The organism is uncultured Phenylobacterium sp., assembly GCF_902826855.1.
Classification (GTDB): domain Bacteria; phylum Pseudomonadota; class Alphaproteobacteria; order Caulobacterales; family Caulobacteraceae; genus Phenylobacterium.
In genome coordinates this window covers 13,072-30,007 of sequence record NZ_CADEGK010000029.1, presented here as the reverse complement: position 1 = coordinate 30,007, position 16,936 = coordinate 13,072, and the positions used below count along the sequence as shown (strand labels likewise).

The 16,936-nt window shown below is 69.7% G+C and carries 19 protein-coding genes; 8 read left to right on the top strand and 11 right to left on the bottom strand.

All coding sequences use genetic code 11. The features are described 5' to 3' along the window. A partial coding sequence (locus tag QZV94_RS06460) for a hypothetical protein (RefSeq protein ID WP_293676985.1) occupies positions 1-1,178 on the bottom strand: 1,178 nt, incomplete at its 3' end. A gap of 65 nt (positions 1,179-1,243) precedes the next feature. Beyond that, the gene (locus QZV94_RS06455) at positions 1,244-2,917 is read right to left on the bottom strand and encodes an electron transfer flavoprotein-ubiquinone oxidoreductase (RefSeq protein ID WP_293676984.1); all 1,674 of its coding nucleotides are present in this window, start codon (positions 2,915-2,917) and stop codon (positions 1,244-1,246) included. 99 nt (positions 2,918-3,016) lie between these two features. Here QZV94_RS06455 and QZV94_RS06450 point away from each other — a divergent pair, with 99 nt between their 5' ends. Further along, positions 3,017-4,225, top strand: a complete 1,209-nt coding sequence (locus QZV94_RS06450; RefSeq protein WP_293676983.1) for an SGNH/GDSL hydrolase family protein — start codon at positions 3,017-3,019, stop codon at positions 4,223-4,225. Here the strand turns inward: QZV94_RS06450 and QZV94_RS06445 are convergent. Further along, the gene (locus QZV94_RS06445) at positions 4,222-5,622 is read right to left on the bottom strand and encodes a M48 family metalloprotease (protein ID WP_293676982.1); all 1,401 of its coding nucleotides are present in this window, start codon (positions 5,620-5,622) and stop codon (positions 4,222-4,224) included. The two genes, QZV94_RS06450 and QZV94_RS06445, sit on opposite strands and share 4 nt — an antisense overlap. Positions 5,623-5,752: 130 nt before the next feature. On the opposite strand from QZV94_RS06445, the gene QZV94_RS06440 reads away from it, so the two are divergent. Further along, positions 5,753-6,538: a uracil-DNA glycosylase gene (locus QZV94_RS06440; RefSeq protein WP_293676986.1), complete on the top strand. Its 786-nt coding sequence runs from the start codon at positions 5,753-5,755 to the stop codon at positions 6,536-6,538. Positions 6,539-6,612: 74 nt separating this feature from the next. Then, positions 6,613-8,211 carry a lytic transglycosylase domain-containing protein gene (locus tag QZV94_RS06435; RefSeq protein WP_293676981.1) on the top strand — a complete coding sequence of 533 codons (1,599 nt, stop codon included), beginning with the start codon at positions 6,613-6,615 and terminating at the stop codon, positions 8,209-8,211. Here the strand turns inward: QZV94_RS06435 and QZV94_RS06430 are convergent. Together QZV94_RS06430 and QZV94_RS06425 are read right to left on the bottom strand one after the other, a co-directional pair. Beyond that, positions 8,128-8,553 (bottom strand): hypothetical protein, encoded by a 426-nt coding sequence (locus tag QZV94_RS06430; protein ID WP_293676980.1) that lies wholly within the window; start codon positions 8,551-8,553, stop codon positions 8,128-8,130. The two genes, QZV94_RS06435 and QZV94_RS06430, sit on opposite strands and share 84 nt — an antisense overlap. 6 nt (positions 8,554-8,559) lie before the next feature. Further along, the gene (locus QZV94_RS06425; protein WP_293676979.1) at positions 8,560-9,276 is read right to left on the bottom strand and encodes a hypothetical protein; all 717 of its coding nucleotides are present in this window, start codon (positions 9,274-9,276) and stop codon (positions 8,560-8,562) included. 101 nt (positions 9,277-9,377) lie between these two features. Between QZV94_RS06425 and QZV94_RS06420 the strand changes: the two genes are divergently transcribed. Then, positions 9,378-10,478 (top strand): PA0069 family radical SAM protein, encoded by a 1,101-nt coding sequence (locus QZV94_RS06420; RefSeq protein WP_293676978.1) that lies wholly within the window; start codon positions 9,378-9,380, stop codon positions 10,476-10,478. Positions 10,479-10,530: 52 nt separating this feature from the next. On the opposite strand, the gene QZV94_RS06415 is transcribed toward QZV94_RS06420, so the two are convergent. From QZV94_RS06415 to QZV94_RS06405, 3 genes are read right to left on the bottom strand one after another with little or no spacing between them, the layout of a single operon-like run. Beyond that, positions 10,531-10,668, bottom strand: a complete 138-nt coding sequence (locus QZV94_RS06415; protein WP_293676977.1) for a hypothetical protein — start codon at positions 10,666-10,668, stop codon at positions 10,531-10,533. Beyond that, positions 10,665-10,862, bottom strand: a complete 198-nt coding sequence (locus QZV94_RS06410; RefSeq protein ID WP_293676976.1) for a hypothetical protein — start codon at positions 10,860-10,862, stop codon at positions 10,665-10,667. Before QZV94_RS06410 ends, QZV94_RS06415 begins: the two co-directional genes overlap by 4 nt. Next, entirely contained in the window at positions 10,859-10,963 is a 105-nt protein-coding gene (locus QZV94_RS06405; RefSeq protein ID WP_293676975.1) for a hypothetical protein, read from the bottom strand. Before QZV94_RS06405 ends, QZV94_RS06410 begins: the two co-directional genes overlap by 4 nt. Positions 10,964-11,074: 111 nt before the next feature. Between QZV94_RS06405 and QZV94_RS06400 the strand changes: the two genes are divergently transcribed. Continuing rightward, positions 11,075-11,266, top strand: a complete 192-nt coding sequence (locus tag QZV94_RS06400) for a hypothetical protein (protein ID WP_293676974.1) — start codon at positions 11,075-11,077, stop codon at positions 11,264-11,266. Then, complete coding sequence (locus QZV94_RS06395) at positions 11,263-11,439, top strand: hypothetical protein (protein WP_293676973.1); 177 nt, start codon at positions 11,263-11,265, stop codon at positions 11,437-11,439. Before QZV94_RS06400 ends, QZV94_RS06395 begins: the two co-directional genes overlap by 4 nt. A gap of 3 nt (positions 11,440-11,442) precedes the next feature. Here the strand turns inward: QZV94_RS06395 and QZV94_RS06390 are convergent, their stop codons facing one another. After that, entirely contained in the window at positions 11,443-12,747 is a 1,305-nt protein-coding gene (locus QZV94_RS06390) for a class I SAM-dependent RNA methyltransferase (protein ID WP_293676972.1), read from the bottom strand. A 141-nt stretch (positions 12,748-12,888) separates the two neighbouring features. On the opposite strand from QZV94_RS06390, the gene QZV94_RS06385 reads away from it, so the two are divergent. Beyond that, positions 12,889-13,482, top strand: coding sequence for a glycine zipper 2TM domain-containing protein (locus tag QZV94_RS06385; RefSeq protein WP_293676971.1), 594 nt, complete (start codon positions 12,889-12,891; stop codon positions 13,480-13,482). Here QZV94_RS06385 and QZV94_RS06380 read toward each other — a convergent pair. After that, positions 13,464-14,249 carry a TlyA family RNA methyltransferase gene (locus tag QZV94_RS06380; RefSeq protein ID WP_293676970.1) on the bottom strand — a complete coding sequence of 262 codons (786 nt, stop codon included), beginning with the start codon at positions 14,247-14,249 and terminating at the stop codon, positions 13,464-13,466. The two genes, QZV94_RS06385 and QZV94_RS06380, sit on opposite strands and share 19 nt — an antisense overlap. Positions 14,250-14,321: 72 nt before the next feature. Next, positions 14,322-16,337, bottom strand: coding sequence for a TonB-dependent receptor (locus QZV94_RS06375; RefSeq protein WP_293676969.1), 2,016 nt, complete (start codon positions 16,335-16,337; stop codon positions 14,322-14,324). Positions 16,338-16,460: 123 nt separating this feature from the next. Between QZV94_RS06375 and nikR the strand changes: the two genes are divergently transcribed. Further along, the gene (gene nikR / locus QZV94_RS06370) at positions 16,461-16,934 is read left to right on the top strand and encodes a nickel-responsive transcriptional regulator NikR (RefSeq protein ID WP_293676968.1); all 474 of its coding nucleotides are present in this window, start codon (positions 16,461-16,463) and stop codon (positions 16,932-16,934) included. The last annotated feature ends 2 nt before the right edge of the window (positions 16,935-16,936 follow it).

Sequence of the window (16,936 nt, the reverse complement as noted above, 5' to 3'; positions counted from 1 at the left end):
AGGATGCCGATGGATTCGTCGGACTTCTCGTTCGCGCGCAGCAGGTCCGACAGCGTCAGCCGGCCCTCGGGCACCCCCGTCTCCGCGGCAACGCGGGCCAACCTCAGCGCACCTTCCTTGTCCCCGGCGGTCTGGTAGCTCCAGGCCAGCTTCGCGCGAGCCGCGGGGAATTCGGCCGAGTTGGGTTTGGGCTTCTCGTAGGCGACCCGCGCGCCCTCGGTATCGCCGATCGACTGCAGGAGATCGCCCAGCATCAGCCATCCGTCGTTGCGGTTGGGATCGAGCCGTAGCGAAAGCCGCAGGTACGCCAGGCCGATCTGCTCCTGCTTGGCGCTGATCATGGTCGCGGCCGGGGCCAGCAGGGCGAACGCCGCTCCTTCCTTGATGGAGGGAAGGGGCGGCGGTGACTTGCCTGCCCCGGCTCTCGTCCGGGCCGCCTTGATGCTCAGGTTGTTGGGATTGCGCGCCAGCGCCGCGTCGTACAGCGCCAGCGCCTCCGGCCGCCGTCCGCGGCGTTCCAGGAAGCCGCCGTAGGCCACCACCGCGATCTCGCTGGGAGAGGTCCCGGCCGTCACGGCCTTAAGGTTGGTCTCCGCTTCGTCGAAACGGCGCGCGCGTTCGTAGAGGGCCGCCTGGCCCAGGCCGCCGAAGTAGCTCACCCCGCTGTCGCCTCGCAGTTGCGGGCGCACGGCCGCGCCTTCGGCGTCGCCAGCCGCCGCGGCGACCCAGGGGCCCAGGAGGGCGGCGGCGCTGCGATGCGGGAAGCCAATCCCGTCGGACCCGAGCGCCTCCCTGGCGTCCTTGCCCCGGCCGGCGGCCAGCGCCGCCACGACCTTTGCCAGCCGCCCCAGGCGCTTGGCGCCGTCCGAGGCCTCGGGGCCATCGGGCGCCATCTGGGCCGCCTTCTCGATGTCACCCGACAGCAGCGCCGCGGTGAACGCCCGTTCGGCCACCGCAGGATCGTCGCCGCTTTGGGTGCGAGCCATGTCGAGGAACCTGGCCGCCTCGCCATTGCGACCCTCGGTGAGGGCGGCGTTGCCAGCCAGGAACATGCCGTAGGCGCTGTCCGCCGCCGCTGGCGCAGCCGGGTCCAGGACGGCGGCCGTGTCTGCGTTGGGGAGCGTGGCGCACGCCGCCAGCAGGACGAGTGGGGCGCAGGCGATGAGGAGATGGCGCATGTGAAGAGTCTGGGCGTGCGGCCGCTGCGCCGCAAGGGCGCAGTCGTCACACGCGAAGATGGCGCTCACATGTTCGGGTAGTTCGGCCCGTCCCCGCCCTGCGGCGTCGTCCACGTGATGTTCTGCGACGGGTCCTTGATGTCGCAGGTCTTGCAGTGGACGCAGTTCTGGAAATTGATCTGGAACTGCGGGTTGGCCCCGTTGGCGTCGTACAGCACCTCATAGACACCCGCCGGGCAGTAGAGCCGCGCCGGCTCCCCGTACTTCGGCAGGTTCACCGAAACCGGAATGTCCGGATTGTTGAGCTTGAGGTGCGCGGGCTGGCTCTCCTCGTGGTTGGTGGAGGACAGGAAGACCGACGAGAGCTTGTCGAAGCTGAGCACGCCGTCGGGCTTCGGATAGACGATCGGCTTGAAGTCCTTGGCGAGGCCCGTGGATTCGGCGTCCGACTTCTTGTGGCGCAGGGTGCCGAAGAATGAGAAGCCGCCGAGCAGGCTGGTCATCCAGAGGTCGAGCATCCCGACTGCGCCGCCGATCAGCGGCCCGAAGATGCCCAGGATCGGCTTGAAGTTGCGGACGGTGTGCAGTTCCTTGCGCACCCACGACTTCTCATAGGCCGTATCGTACTCGACGAGCTCGTCGCCGGACCGGCCGGCCTGGATCGCCGCATGGGCGGCTTCGGCGGCCATCATGCCGCTCTTCATCGCGTTGTGGCTGCCCTTGATCCTCGGCAGGTTCACGAAGCCCGCGCTGTCGCCGAGCAGGGCGCCGCCCGGGAAGCTCAGCTTCGGCACCGACTGCAGGCCACCCTCGCTGATCGCGCGGGCGCCGTAGGCGATGCGCTTGCCGCCTTCGAGGTACTTGGCGGCTTCCGGATGGTGCTTCCAGCGCTGGAACTCGTCGAAAGGCGAAATCCACGGGTTCTTGTAGTTGAGGTGCACCACGTAGCCGACGGACACGTAGTTGTCCCCGAAGTGATACATGAACGAGCCGCCCTCGGTCGTCGGGTCGAGCGGCCAGCCGAGGGTGTGGATGACCAGGCCGGGAACGAACTTCTCGTCGGGGACCTGCCACAGCTCCTTGATGCCGATGCCGTACTTCTCGGGGTCGGCGTCCTTGCCGAGGCCAAATTTGGCGCGCAGCACCTTGGACAGCGAGCCGCGCACGCCCTCGCCGATGAAGACATACTTGCCACGCAGCTCGATGCCGGGCTCGTAGCCGGGGCCCGGCTTGCCGTCCTTGCCGATGCCGAACTCGCCGGCCACCACGCCCACCAGCTTGTCGCCACCCTGTTCGTCTTTGGCGAACACCGGCGCCGACGCCGCCATGCCCGGATAGATCTCGACGCCGAGCGCCTCCGCCTCCGTCGCCAGCCAGCGGCAAACGTTACCGAGCGAGGCGATGTAGTTGCCATGATTGTTCATGAAGGACGGCATGGCCCAGATCGGCAGGTCGAGGCTGCCTTGCGGGCCCAGTATCTGGAACTTGTCCTGGGTGACCGCGGTCTCCAGCGGTGCGCCCTTGGCCTTCCAGTCGGGGATCAGTTCGCTCAAGCCCTTGGGATCGATGACCGCGCCGGACAGGATGTGGGCGCCGACCTCGGCCCCCTTCTCGATCACCGCCACGGTGAGGTCGGCGTCGAGCTGCTTCAACCGGATCGCGGCGGCCAGGCCCGAAGGGCCGGCGCCGATGACAACGACGTCGTACTCCATCGCCTCGCGTTCGACGGCTTCGCTCATGGCGCTCCCCTGCCCTGCCGGACCCGCGTTGCAGCGTTGATCCCTCGCGGGTCTTATCGGAAGGTCACGCGGCGGCGGTCAAGCAAAAGGGGGAAGCGCATGCGTCTGTCGGTCCTGGTGGGCGTGCTCGCCCTCGTCGTTACCCCCGCCCATGCGGCGCCGCGGTGGATCGGGACGTGGGGCGCCTCGCCGGCCCCGCCCGTCCTGCCCGGGCCCAATGTGCCCCCCCGGATGTTGGCGCCCAGCTTCGAGAACCAGACGATCGTCCAGGTGGTGCGGGTCAGCGCGGGCGGCCAGCGCCTGCGCCTGCGATTCTCCAACGAGTATGGCCAGAAGCCGCTGGCCATCGGCGCGGCCAGGATCGCCCTCATCGGTGCTGACGGCGCCGTCTTGGCGGGTAGCGAGCGGCCCGTGACCTTCGCCGGCGCGCCAACCGCGGTCGCGCCGCCCGCCGCGCCGCTGCTGAGCGACCCGGTGGCGCTGAAGGTCCCCTCGCTCGCCCGCTTGCGGGTGAGCCTGTTCCTCCCTGGCCCGACGGGTCCTTGCACCTGCCACATGAGCGGCCAGGAATTCGTGGCCGTGGCCGGCCCCGGCGACCTCACCGACAAGCCCGTCCCCGCCGCGACCGGCCCAGCGCAGTACCGGGCCTTCCTGACCGGCGTCGAGGTGGAGAGCGCCTCGGCAGGCCGGGTGATCGTGACCCTGGGCGATTCCATCACCGACGGCGCCCTCGCGACGCCCGGGAAGAACAGCCGCTGGCCGGATCGGCTGGCCGAAAGGCTGGCGGCAAAGTATCCGGGCCGCGCCATGGCCGTGGTCAACGCCGGCATCGGCGGCAACCGCGTGCTCAGCGACCCGCCCATAGCCATGTTCGGCCAGAACGCACTCAGCCGGTTCGACCGCGACGTGCTTTCCGTGCCCGGGGTCACGGACGTGGTGGTGCTGGAGGGTGTCAACGACCTGGGCGCCCGCACGGGGCGGCCCAGCGCCACGGAGATGATTGCAGGCTATCGTCAGCTCATCGATCGCGCCCACGCCCACGGACTGCGCATCCATGGCGCGACCATCCTGCCGTACGGCGGAGCCGGCTATTTCACCGCCGAGGGCGAGGCGACGCGCCAGGCGATCAACGCCTGGATCCGCAAACCCGGGAACTTCGACGGCGTGGTGGACCTGGACGCCGCGATCCGCGACCCGGCCAGGCCCGAGCGGATGCGCCCCGAGTGGCACGGCGGCGACTGGCTGCACCCCAACGACGCGGGCTATCGCGTGATGGGCGACGCGGTCGACCTGGCGCTGTTCCGCTAGCGGCTCGCCCGATCGCGGGTGACGAGCTTCACCCGCTGGCCGGGGATCAGGGGCTGGCCGCGCTCCAGGGCGTTCAGCATCAGGAACCGCTCCACGGGCGCCTCGCCCGTCATCCGCGTCGCGAGGCTTTCGGTTGTGTCACCCGGCCGGACGCGCACCACCGAGATCCGGGGGGAACCCCGCGCGCCGCTCGGGTCGGAGAAGCGCCGGAAGCTGTCGTACATGGAGTCGAACACCGCGCCGCGGCCGGCCGGCGCGATGGTGGCGAAATGGTAAGCCCGGTCTCCGTCCACCGCATAGGCCGCCACCACCACTTCCATCAGCCCGTTCCGCGACGGCGCGCGGGCCGGCAGCACCACCGCCTCGACGCCGTTGATCCGCGTGCGGGTGGGGCGGCCCCGCTCGACAGGGGCGTCGCCGACCACTCCCCGAAGGACTTGGTCGGCGTAGTCCTCCAGCCGTGACACCGATGCGCGGCCGGTCGCGAACTCGCCGCGCATACCGTCCGGGCCGCTGATCCGCACAGCGCCCGTCTCGTCGGCGAGCTGGAAGCCGGACGGAGCCTCGAAGGCCACGCCGAGGCCCGGATGGCGGAAGGCGCGACCACTGACGTAGCCCTGCTCCGGCTCGTCGCCATAGACCATGCCATCGAGGGCCAGCAGGTAGGTCTCGGCGTTCCGGCCGGACGCGTCTTGCAGCTCAGGCTGTTCGGCTTGCGTGGCCGCGCGGCGGATGCGGTCGTTGGTAAGCGGGTGGGTGCGGGCCCAGCCGGGCGCCTCGCGCGCCGGCCGCCGGGAGATGGTGGCGGTAAACTCGTCCTGCCGCTGCAGGCCGGCCAGCACGTCGGGCAGCCCACTCGGCGCGTAGCCCGCTATCGGGAGGTAGCGCATCGACAGCGTGTCGGCCTCGTACTCCTGGTTTCGGGAATAGCTGAGCAAGCCCAGTTTGCCTGCCCGGCGGGCCACTCCCGCCGCCAGGTCTGACCTGGTCGCCGCACCCACCAGCGCCGCCGCCAGGCCGGTGAGCACCTCCTGACCCTGCTGCTTCTGCGCATGCCTGGCGGCCACGTGGGCCAGCTCGTGGCCGAGGACGGCGGCCAACTCGGCTTCCGAGTTGAGGACGCCCAACAGTCCGCGGGTGACATAGACGTAGCAACCTGGCGGCGCCGTGAAGGCGTTGACCTCTTCGGCGTCGACGATCGTGAAGACACAGCTGCCGGGCAGGCCCGCCGCGGCGGCCACCCGTTCGCCGATCCGCGCCACGTAGGCTGCCTGCGGCCCCTGGTAGGCGCCGCCCACCTCGCGCAGGATCTCCGCCTGCTGGGCGAGCACGCGGTGTGTCTGGGCGGCCGCCGGAAGCGCCACGAGGACGGCCGCGACGATGGCGATGCCGCGCATGCGCATGTTGGTCGCCCTCCCCTACTGACAAGCCGGCCGCTTCGTGCCAAGAGTGGACCAAGCCACACCGGGAGTGAACACCGCCTTGTCGGCCTCAAGCCAAGCAAATGGCCAAGCCTCCGCCGGCCAGCTGGCCGAGAGTCTGCTCGCCTTCTGGGCGGACGGCGGCGTGGACGCCATGCTGCTGGATGAGCCGGTGGACCGCATCGCCGCCGGCCGGATCGCGCCCCCCGTCCGCCAGGTCGCCGCGCCGCAGCTCGCCACCTCGCGGTCCGCCGCCCAGCCCGACATCGCCGCTGCCCTCGAGCAGGCGCGCCTGATGGCTGCAGCGGCGGCCGACCTGGATGCCTTGGTCGCCGCCATCGCCGCCTTCGAGGGCTGCCCGCTGCGCCACGAGGGGGCCGCCAGCCAGGCGGTGGTGTACCGCGGCAACCCCGCCGCCCCGCTGATGGTGATCGGCGAAGGCCCGGGCGCGGACGAGGATGCGCAAGGCGCCCCCTTTGTCGGCCGCGCCGGCAAGCTGCTCGACCGCATGCTGGCGGCGGCCGGCCTGACCGACCGGGTGCTGATCACCAACACGGTCTTCTGGCGCCCGCCGGGCAACCGCACGCCGACACACTCCGAGCAGGCGGTGTGCGCGCCGTTCCTGGAGCGGATGGTCGGCTTGGTGCAACCGAAGATGCTGCTTCTGGTCGGCGGGGCCTCGGCCAAGTCCCTGCTCAACCGCGACGAGGGGATCCTGTCGCTGCGCGGGCGCTGGTTCGAGTGGCGCTCGGCCGATGGATCGATGGAACTGCCGGCCCTGCCGACACTGCATCCAGCCTTCCTGCTGCGGCAGCCGGGCGCCAAGAAGCGCGCCTGGAGCGACCTCCTGACCCTTACGGAAAGGCTTGATCGCCCCGACAGGCCCCTCTAGCTTCGCCACGTGGGACTCGAGAAAAGGGATTCGCGCTCAACCTGGCGTTAGTACAGGTGCGTGAATAAGACGGCATGACGCTCGAAAAGCGCCTGCGCGCCGGGGTATTTGCTTTGTCCCTCGTCGCCGCCGCCTCGGTTTCAAGCTTGGCTTGGGCCGGATCGCCGAAGGCCCTCTCCGACACCGACGCACAGGCTTACGCCGCCGCCTTCCAGGCGATGGAGGAAGGCGACTTCGTCGGCGCCGAGCTCTCCGCCGCGGAGATCCAGGACAAGTCCCTATCCGGCTACCTGTCGTATCGCGCCCTGATGCATCCAAAGGCGCACACGGCGTCCTTCGACGAACTCAGCCACTGGCTGTCGAGGTTCCGGGACCTGCCGCTGGCCGAGAAGGTGTTCTCGCTGGCCTCGAAGCGCAAGCCGGCTGACGCCGCCCACCCGCCGCTGCCGGAAGTGGCCGGCCTCGATGGCGCCCGCAGCGAGGCCACCAAGCCCGCCCGCGAGGCCTTCTATTCGGGCGACGCCAGGACAGCGTTCAAGCTGGCTGTGCAGGTGGGCGAAGGGTGGATCGCCGGCCTCTCGGCGTGGCGGCTCGGCGACTATGGCCAGGCGCGCGACTATTTCGGCCAGATCGCCAACGATGACGCGCGCGATCCGTGGCTGCGCTCGGCCGGGGCCTACTGGGCCGCGCGTTCGGCCGCCCAGCTCGGCGAGGGCCGCGAGGCCAACGCCTTCCTGCGCCAGGCCGCGCAGACGCCAAACACCTTCTACGGCATGATCGCCGAGCGGCAGGTGAGGACCCTTGCAGCCGAGGTGGCCGAGACCGGCCAGCTCATACGGGCGTCCTACCGGGCCGCCGGCACGGACCTCGCCAGCTTCATCGACCGCGACCCGCGAGCGCACCGCGCCGCCGCCCTCGCCCAGATCGGCCGTGGCGAGGAGGCGCGTCAGGAACTGCGCGCGGGGCTGGCCATGGCGCGCACCTTCGAGGAGAGAAAGGCCTGGGGCGCCCTGATGGACGCGCTCGGCACGGGCGGCGGCGGCTACGACCAGACGCCGCAGTACCGGACCATCGGCCAGTACCAGACGCCGCCGCTGGCGCCGAAGGACGGCTTCACGGTGGACCGCGCTCTGGTCTACGCCATCGTGCGCCAGGAGAGCGCCTTCAACCCCTCCGCCATCAGCCCCGTCGGCGCCTACGGTCTGATGCAGGTTATGCCCGCCTCGGCCACGCTCGTCACCGGCGACAAGCGCTATCGTCAGAGGCCCAAGACCCTGCTCGATCCGGCGACCAACCTGCGGGTCGGCCAGGACTACATAGCCTACCTCATGGACCGTGGCGTCGGCGGCGACATACTGCGCGTCGTGGCGGCCTACAACGGCGGACCAGGCTCGGTCCTGAAGACCATCGCCATGGTCGGCGAGGACGACCCGTTGTTGCTGATCGAGTGCCTGCCGGCCCTGGAGACCCGCGACTACGTCGAGAAGGTCATGACCGGCTACTGGACCTACAAGCACATGTTCGGCGAGCAGACCAAGACGCTGGACGCGCTGGCCGGCGGGGCCAAGCGGATCGAGGCCAGCCTCGACCTAACCTATCCGCCGCAGACCCAGGCGACGGCCCAGGCGCTGGGCGTGATCGACGCCCTGCTCGAGAAGGCGGCGTTCGACTAGCAGGCCGCTGGGCCGCGGCCCGAACAGCCCGCCCTCGCCAAGACCCACCACCCGCGCCGGGGGCGCCTGGCCGTCCAGCGCCCGGATCCAGCCGTCGCGGAGGCGGAAACTGGCGGGGAGCAACAGCAGCATGTCTGCTCGCGATGCGCCGGCCGCTGCCTCGTGCGTGGGGTGCGCCTCCGCGCCGGTCTCCTCGCAGAGGTCGGCGATGCCCGCTTGCGCCGCATCGGCCACGATCAGCACCTGGCGCACCAGTCCGTCGACCGCGCCGGCGGTCAGCTGCGAGAGGATGACGGGCAGCTGTTCGGCCTTGGCCCGGGCGTCGATGATGACCGTGAGCATTCAACCTCAGCAGAAGACCAGGAGGGCGCCGTGGCGGATGGAGACCTCGCAGCCGCGGATCAATCGCGCGAGTCCGAATGCTTCTGCGCCATAGACCTTCCAGAGCGGCCCATCCTTCGCCGGTTGATCGGCCACTTTCCACAGCTCCTCACTCTCAACGTCAATGTCCGCCGGCAGGCCGATGAGACCTGCAAGCGCATGACACTCCGCCAACAGCCTCACGCTTGAACCAACCATACCGCCCAACGACGGACGCTGGGGCTCGGCGTCATCAAGAATGACCTGGGGGAAGTCCTGCGGCACATAGAAGCCCTCACAGTCCGAATGCAGCAACAGGTGGCTGTACACCGGCGGAACCACCGACCTACGGCCGAGCAATCTGCTTACCCAACCGCCACGGCGCGGCCGCCGGCGCCCCATCATCACCGCATTGTTGGCCTCGAGGATAAGGGGATCATCCGCCGCATCGTCGTGGGTTGCGGGAGCCGGGAGGCATCCCGTCAGCATATGATGCGCCGCCAGGCGACGGACGTAATGCAGTCCGCTGTAGCCCAGCATCTGAGCCTCAAACACCGCGTCGTCCGGCAAATCTTCCGGCTCATTGTGCCTCGGTAGGCCTCGTTGGAGCAGTACCTCGTTGAGGAGCGCGATCTCCTCCCGCAGGCCCGGACGCTCCGCCGGGTCCGTCTGTGACAGCATGCCAACCCAAAGGCTCAGCCCCACGCACCCCTCCCATTCAACTGACGAGGCTCCGCAACCTCGCTACGACGGTCAAGGCATTAATAGTTCTTGTTTTGTTCTACCACAAGCCGTACCCCTTTGGCATGTCCGGCTTCAGTTCCCAAATTCCGGTTGTCCGCGGCCGGGGCGCCCGATCCAACACCTCGGGCAGGTTTGAGTCGTACGCAAGGGAGGCTTTCGACGACGGCTGGACGGCGGAAGACGTGGAGCCCGCGCAGCTTGAGACGAGCGTGAGTCCGGAGAAGGCCAAGGTCATCATCAGCCGAAACGACAGCCCGGACGTCGGCTTCTCGGCCTCGATCAACCCGTACCGTGGCTGCGAGCACGGCTGCATTTACTGCTACGCGCGCCCCGCACACGCCTACATGGGGCTCTCGCCCGGCCTCGACTTCGAATCGAAGCTGTACTTCAAGCCAGAGGCCGCGCGCCTGCTGGAGGCGGAGCTGTCGAAGCCGCGCTATCGCCCCGAACTTATCCACATCGGCGGCAATACCGACCCTTACCAGCCGCAGGAGCGGAAGCTCCGGATCACCCGCGGGATCATCGAGGTGCTGGCCCGGTTCCGCCACCCGTTCTCGGTTATCACCAAGTCAGCGCTGGTCCTGCGCGACCTGGACCTGCTGGCTCCGGCGGCGGCCGAGGGCCTGGTGCGGGTGGCGGTGTCGATCACCAGCCTGGACCGCAAGCTCGCCCGTTCCATGGAGCCGCGCGCCGCGACGCCGGAGAAGCGGATCGACGCGGTGCGCAGGCTTAGCGCGGCCGGCGTGCCCGTGACGGTGATGTTCGCGCCGGCCATCCCCGGGCTGAACGACCACGAAATGGAGGCGGTGCTGCAGCGCGCCGCCGAAGCCGGCGCGAGTGGCGCAGGCTACGTCGCGTTGCGGCTGCCTCGGGAGATCAAGGACCTGTTCCGCGAGTGGCTGGAGACCGACCACGCCGACCGGGCGCGACGCGTCATGTCGCTGGTCCGCCAGATGCGGGGCGGCAAGGATTACGACGCCGAGTGGGGCGCGCGGATGAAGGGCCAGGGCCCCGTCGGCGACCTGATGGCGACCCGATTTGCCGCCGCCAAGAAGCGCTACGGCCTCGACCAGGGCTGGGGATCGCTGGACATGGGCAAATTCCGCGTGCCGCCCAAGCCCGGCGGACAGATGGACCTATTTGGGAGCGAACAGTCATCGTAGCGCGGTCGCGGCCCATTTCCTCCCCCGCTGCACGGGGGGAGGAGTTGAGGAACTACCGTGTGCTGCGGCGGTCGTTCAGGGTGGGCCGCGGGGCTTTGGAGCCTGGGGCGCTGGTGGAGCGGGAGTCGACGAGGCCGCCGTGGACCGCGGGAGCGTAGCGCGCGCCGCCGATGCGAATGGGATGGCTCATGCGGCTTGCGCGCGCAGGCGCTGGATGCAGGCGCGCAGCAGCACCGCGCGACCCGCGGGCAGGCCGGGCTCCTTGAGTTCGGCGATCGCGCCCTCCAGCGGCCAGCCGACATGCCGCGACCCCAGCCGCCAGATCTCGGCGCGGATTTCCCGGTCGGCCACCGAGGGCCGGAACAGCAGGGAGAGGAAGTTCACTTGTTGCCCATGGTCTTGAACAGCGGCGCCTCGGCGGGCTTGGCCTTGGCCTGCTTGGGTTTGCGGGCCTCCTTGTTCGACTTCTTCTGACCCTTGGCCATCGTCCTGCGGCTCCGAATTCTATCCGCGGCGAAAATTCCGCGACTTCGATATCTGTATCACGGGGTCGGTTTTGCAGAACTTGATTTCTTTTGTTCCGCTTCCACTATTTCGTGAGCTCGGTCATTATTTCATATCGGCCCCCGCTTGTATTGAACCGAACACTCGCCATTTCATTTCAACACTGGCGCGCCGGTCGCGTCGTCTCAGGAACGTGGATGTTCATCGCCGCACTGGTATTCGCCGGGATCGCCATCGCCCTGCCCCTCGCCTTCACGCTGTTCGGCATTCGGCTGCGTCGATGAGCGTCGGAGACGCGCTGGCGCGCGAGAACGCCTACCTGAAGGCCCGCGTCGCCCAACTCACGTCCGAGATCGCCGACCTGTCGGCCGAGGTAGACCGGCTGCGCCAGGAGCGTGAGCGGTTGCACGGTCGCCGCGAGGCGCGGGCGCCAAATCCGCTTGGCGGCGGCCAGTAGCGTTCAGCGCTCGAAGACGCCTACCAGCTCGACGTGCGGCGACCAGAGGAACTGATCGACCGGGAGCACGCGCTCCAGCCTGAAGCCGGCGTCTAGCAGGGTGCGCGCGTCGCGCGCGAAGGTAGCGGGGTTGCACGACACGCCGATCACCCGGGCCGCGCCCGAGGCGGCCAGCTCCCGCGCCTGTTCGGCGGCGCCGGCCCGGGGCGGATCGAACACCACCACATCCGTGTGACGCAGGTCGTGGGCCAGAAGCGGCCGGCGCGCCAGATCGCGGGTCTCAGCCGTGACGCCCTTCAGGCCCGGCGCGCTCGACAGCGCCGCCATCAGCGCCGCCACGGCGTCAGGGGCGGCGTCCGCGGCGTGCACGGGCGCAATCTCCGCCAGGCGGAAGGTGAACGTTCCGACCCCGCAGTAGAGGTCGGCGATGCGGGTCGCGCCGGCGGCCGCGCCGGCGACGAAGTCGGCCATGGCGGTTTCCGCCGCCCTGGTGGCCTGGAGGAAGGCGCCGGGCGGCAGGGCGACGACGGCCGGGCCCAGCCGCACCTGCGGCAGGCGCGCCATGTAGGCGGCCTCTCCGGCCAGCGTTACGCGGGCGAAGTCAGCCTCGGCCGCCCGCTCAGCCAGCTGGACGCGGGCGTCGGCGGACAGTCCGCCGCTCCTGGCTTCGACGCCCGTGATGTCGATGTCGAGGCCGGTGGCGGTGAGGGTCACGTGCAGCGAGGGGGCGGACTTGGGATGCTCGAACAGCGGCGCCGCCAGGCGCTTCAGGGCCGGGAGTGCAGCCTGGATCTTCGGGTCGGCGATCGGGCAGAGGTCGATGTCGACCAGGTCCCAGGACTTTCGCTGCTTGTAGCCCAGGCGCGCCTGGCCGCGGTCGCCTCGCCGCGCATGCAGCGTCACGCGTCGCCGTGTGCCGGGTTCGGCGGCGAAGGGCGGCAGGATTTGAGTCTCGATCCGCTCGCGCGCCAAGGTGCCGGCCAGCCTCTCGACCTTCCAGGCGAGGTACGGCGCGTGCGCCCAGTGCTGCAAGGCGCAGCCGCCGCAGGTCCCGAAATAGGGGCAGGCCGGGGCGATGCGCTGGACGCTGGGGGTCGCGACGTCGAGCAGCTCGCGCCGCTCGCCCGAACCCTGCGCCACCACCCGCTCGCCTGGGAGGGTGAAGGGCACAAAAACCGGGCCCGGGGCCACGCCGTCACCCTCTCCGCCGACGCTGGCGATGGTGAACTCGGCGGGCGGCCCAGGCGGCGGGCGCGGGTCGGGGCGACGGTCGGGGCGGGCCCGCTGGCGATGGCGCGGGCCCCTCATTTGGGAACTGCGGGCGCAGTGGGTCTTAGGGAAAAATGAACGAACATGAACGAGATTCTCAACGACCGTTCAGCTTCGGCCACGCATCTTCCACTCAAGCTTCGCCGTAAGGCCAGCAAGCACATCGACGAGGAATCACCAATGTCCAAGCGTGTCACCTACGCCCTGGTGGGCTTGCTCGCGCTGGCCGCGGGCGCCGCGAGCGCCCAGTCCTACGGGCGCCAGCCCGGCAACTACACCGCCCAGAGCCCTAACGGCTACTACTACGACGCCTGCAAGCGCGAACAAACCGGGCGCGGCACGGTTGGCGCGGTGCTGGGCGGCGGCGCCGGCGCGGTGATCGGCTCCAATGTGGCGGCGCGCAACGCGCGGACGGAAGGCGCTCTGCTGGGCGGCTTGCTGGGGGCGATCGCCGGCGGCGTGGTGGGCAACAGATCCGCCGCCTGCACCTCCGACCCGTCGGTGGGCGCCCCGCCCGCCCCCGCGCCCCGCGCCGAGTCGAGCTACTACAGCCGCGACGCCTATGCCGGCGCAGACGCCGCCGCCGGCGAGGCCCGCGCCGATGCCTACGCCACCGATGGCCGCGGCGAACGCTACCGCGTGGCCGAACAGCCGGCCGGTGGGGACGGCTGCACCCTGGCCGAGAGCCCGATCTACATGCCGGACGGCCGCACCCAGACTCGCTTCGTGCGCGTCTGTCGCGACGCCACCGGCCGCTACGCCGTCGTCGACTGACAGACCCACTCATCCGGGATGAGCGGTGGCTGGGACTTCACCGCCCACAGCAGGTATTCGCGGTTGCCGTCGCCGCCCTCGATGGGGCTGTCGGTGCTGGCCTGGACGGCCCACCCGCCGGCGGCGAGGAAGGCCTTCACCGCCGTGAGGGCGCCGGCCCGGGCCTCCGCGTCGGTGACGATACCGCCCTTCCCCACCCGCTCGCGACCGACTTCGAACTGCGGTTTCACCAGCGCGATGAGGTCGGCGCCTGCCGACGCCAGACCGAGCGCCGCTGGTAGCGCCTTCTCCAGTGCGATGAAGCTGACGTCGGCGACGATCAACTCGGGGGACTCGGGGATCAGCGCCGAGGTCAGGTGACGGGCGTCGGTGGCCTCCAGTGCGAGGACGCGCGGATCCGAACCGATGCTCGGGTGCAGCTGTCCGCGGCCAACATCCACCGCATAGACGCGCGCCGCGCCGCGGGCGAGGCAGACTTCGGTGAATCCGCCCGTGGATGCACCCACGTCCAGCACGACCCGACCGTCGACGGCGATCGGCCACAGGTCGAGGGCGTGCACCAGCTTCAAGGCGCCGCGGCCGACCCAGGGGTGTGCCGGCGTCGCCTGGACCTGCGCGTCGTCGGCGATCAACTCGGAGGCCTTGGCGACCACCCGGCCATCGGCGGTCACGCCGCCCGCCTCGATGGCGGCGCGCGCCTTGGCGCGGCTGTCGAAGACGCCACGCGCGACCAGCAGGACGTCAGCTCTCGTCTTCAGCGTCTTCAACTCGCTCTGAACACTCCGCAGCCTTGATAGCTGGTACCGGCCAGACTGTCGGCGCTGCGGGCGCCGCCGAGCCTAGAAGGCGTACCTCAGGCCCACGCGGACCTGCCGCGGCTCGATCGGGTGGAAGTGGATGTCCTCGACGCCCTCCGCGGGTTCTCCGGGCAGTCGCGAGGCGTAGAAGTAGGTGATGTCGTTGTCCCGGCTATCCAGCAGGTTGAGGACATCCAGCGTGACCGCCACCGGTCCGAAGGTGTGGGTGTAGGCGAGGTTCACCACTGTCGCCGACTTGGAGCGCGCCGAGTCGTCCTCGATCAGCGGCGCCGGGCCGAGGCGGCGCAGATTGGCCTGGAGCACGCCGTCGGGCAGCACCCGCGCCGTGGCGCCGGCGGTGATGACGTACTCCAGGGCGTTGGGGATGCGGTCGCCGTCCGGCGGGTCACCGCGATAGCGAGCGCGCGTGGCGGCGCCCGAGACGTCAAAGTTCAGCCCCGGCCGCGGCGACCAGCTCGCCAGCACCTCGACGCCGAGACGCTTGGTGCCATCGGTGCTCTCCGTGTCGCCGGCGTCGCCGACGTAGACCAGCTCGGACTCCAGCCTCAGGGCCCAGAGCGCAACGCTGGCCGAAAAGCCGCCCTGCTCGAACCGCGCGCCCAGCTCCGCCCCGTCGGCGGCGGCGAACAGCGGTACTTTCTCCACCGGATCGGACGTGGTCGGCGAGATCCGCTGGACGGCCCCCCGCGCGTCGTTGGAGTGAAATCCGCGTCCGGCGTCGGCATAGAGCTCAACGCTGGGGGAGACCCGCCAGGCCAGGGTGAGCTTCGGGCTCAACAGGGCGTCTGTCGCCTCACCCGAATTGAGCGGGTTGCCGGAGTCCACGTCCACGTGGATCGCATCGGCGCGCAGACCCAGGCTGGCGCGGAACGGGCCCGACGCCCAGGCGGCGGTCGCCCATACGCCGCCTGACAATTCCCGCAACTCGTCGCGCCGATCGGTGGAGAGGCGCTGGCGGACGCGCGTGCGGTAGAGGCCGATGGGGCCGATGTCGTCCAGCCGCGTCTCGGCGCCGAGGCGGACCGTCCAAGACTCTGACGGACGCCAAGTGCGGTAGCCCGACGCCCCCGCGATCCAGCGGCTTTCGGCCTGCTCGAACTGGTCGCCGTTGACTGGATCATCGAGGAAGTACGTGAAGTTCGACCAGAGGTTCAGCTTGTAGCGCTGGAGGTAGACGACGAGGTCGCTGTCTGCGTCGGGATGGCGGCGGGCGGAGAGGATGAAGCGGCTGGTCTTGCCACCGTCGGTGGTGTCGATCGTTCCGAGCCGCGAGAGGGTTCCGGCGCGGAGCGCACGCCGCGGGATCTGGTCGGTCGAGTCCCACTTGGCGTCGTAGGCGAGCGCGGTGACCGACCAGCCAGCGAGATCGAAGCGGCCCAGCGCGCTGACCTTCCGCAGGTTCTCCTCGCGCACCCATGGTCCGTCCGAGGTGGTGAGATCGAGGCCCAGCAGGCCGGAGCCGACGTTCAGCCCGGCGACGACGCGGCCGAACCTGTTCTCGCCGACCTGGGCCTGAATGAAGCTCTCCGGCAGGGTATCGAAGGTGCGGAAGGCCGCAGTCCCGGCCGCCGAGAAGTCGCCGACCTGGGCGAAGTAGGGTCCCTTGCGGTAGTCGATCGTCTGGACCAGCTCAGGGGTCGTCCCGTTGATGTCCAGATAGCCCTGACCATGGGCGTGGGAGCGCAGGTTCAGCGGCACGCCGTCGAGCGAGATGGAGAAGTCTGTCCCGTGGTCCAGGTTGAAGCCGCGCAGGAAGAACTGGTTGGCTTTGCCGGAGCCGGAGTGCTGGGTCGCCGCCAGCCCGGGCACCACCTCGGCCAGTTCGCCTGGCCGCAGCAGCGGGCGATTGGAGTAGGCGCCGAAGGACACTTGGCCCTCGCTCGCCGTGGTCGCCTCGCCGATTCGACCCTCGCGCTTGCCCCAGACGTAGATCTCCTCGACGGCGCCCGTCTCGATCGGCGCTTCATCGGCCACCTCCGCGAATGCAGATATCGGCGCCAGAGCAAAGAGAGCGGCAATGGTAAGGGTCCGCAGCATGGAGGCGCATCTCGCCGTAGGAACTTTGTGCTGATATTTCCTACATGCCGGACTTCACCCGGCAGCGCCAGCGCTTGGTGACCTCCAAGCCAGCGCCTATGCTCGCGCTCGCCTGGAGGGCCTATGCAGCGGGTGACGATTTCCCTCGACGAGAGCCTGGCTGAGGCCTTCGATCAACTGGCGACCGAACAGGGCTACGGCAGCCGGTCGGAAGCGGTGCGGGACCTGGTGCGCAAGGCCATTGCGACCCGTCGTGAGGCGGCGGCTTCGGACGGTGACTGCGTGGCCAACCTCTCCTACGTGTACAATCACCACGTCAGGACTCTGGCTCAGCGGCTGACCGAACTGAGTCACCAGCACCACGACCTGGTCGTCGCCACCATCCACATCCACCTCGACCACGAGCATTGCCTGGAAAGCGTGATGCTCAAGGGTCGCACAGATCAGGTCCGGTCCCTGGCCGACGCCATCCGCGCTGAACGCGGGGTGCGCTTCGGCGAGCTGAACCTCATCGCCGTCGCCCCGAATGGCGATCATGGGCCGGCCGCCGACCACAGGCACGGCAAGCATGAGCATCTGACGCCCGAGCTGGAGTGAAC

Excerpts from the sequence above, each read along its gene's own strand:
- QZV94_RS06455 (WP_293676984.1), bottom strand. The coding sequence starts at position 2,917 with ATGAGCGAAGCCGTCGAACGCGAGGCGATGGAGTACGACGTCGTTGTC.
- QZV94_RS06450 (WP_293676983.1), top strand. The coding sequence starts at position 3,017 with ATGCGTCTGTCGGTCCTGGTGGGCGTGCTCGCCCTCGTCGTTACCCCC.
- QZV94_RS06445 (WP_293676982.1), bottom strand. The coding sequence starts at position 5,622 with ATGCGCGGCATCGCCATCGTCGCGGCCGTCCTCGTGGCGCTTCCGGCG.
- QZV94_RS06435 (WP_293676981.1), top strand. The coding sequence starts at position 6,613 with ATGACGCTCGAAAAGCGCCTGCGCGCCGGGGTATTTGCTTTGTCCCTC.
- QZV94_RS06430 (WP_293676980.1), bottom strand. The coding sequence starts at position 8,553 with ATGCTCACGGTCATCATCGACGCCCGGGCCAAGGCCGAACAGCTGCCC.
- QZV94_RS06420 (WP_293676978.1), top strand. The coding sequence starts at position 9,378 with ATGTCCGGCTTCAGTTCCCAAATTCCGGTTGTCCGCGGCCGGGGCGCC.
- QZV94_RS06415 (WP_293676977.1), bottom strand. The coding sequence starts at position 10,668 with ATGAGCCATCCCATTCGCATCGGCGGCGCGCGCTACGCTCCCGCGGTC.
- QZV94_RS06405 (WP_293676975.1), bottom strand. The coding sequence starts at position 10,963 with ATGGCCAAGGGTCAGAAGAAGTCGAACAAGGAGGCCCGCAAACCCAAG.
- QZV94_RS06395 (WP_293676973.1), top strand. The coding sequence starts at position 11,263 with ATGAGCGTCGGAGACGCGCTGGCGCGCGAGAACGCCTACCTGAAGGCC.
- QZV94_RS06390 (WP_293676972.1), bottom strand. The coding sequence starts at position 12,747 with ATGAGGGGCCCGCGCCATCGCCAGCGGGCCCGCCCCGACCGTCGCCCC.
- QZV94_RS06385 (WP_293676971.1), top strand. The coding sequence starts at position 12,889 with ATGTCCAAGCGTGTCACCTACGCCCTGGTGGGCTTGCTCGCGCTGGCC.
- QZV94_RS06375 (WP_293676969.1), bottom strand. The coding sequence starts at position 16,337 with ATGCTGCGGACCCTTACCATTGCCGCTCTCTTTGCTCTGGCGCCGATA.
- nikR (WP_293676968.1), top strand. The coding sequence starts at position 16,461 with ATGCAGCGGGTGACGATTTCCCTCGACGAGAGCCTGGCTGAGGCCTTC.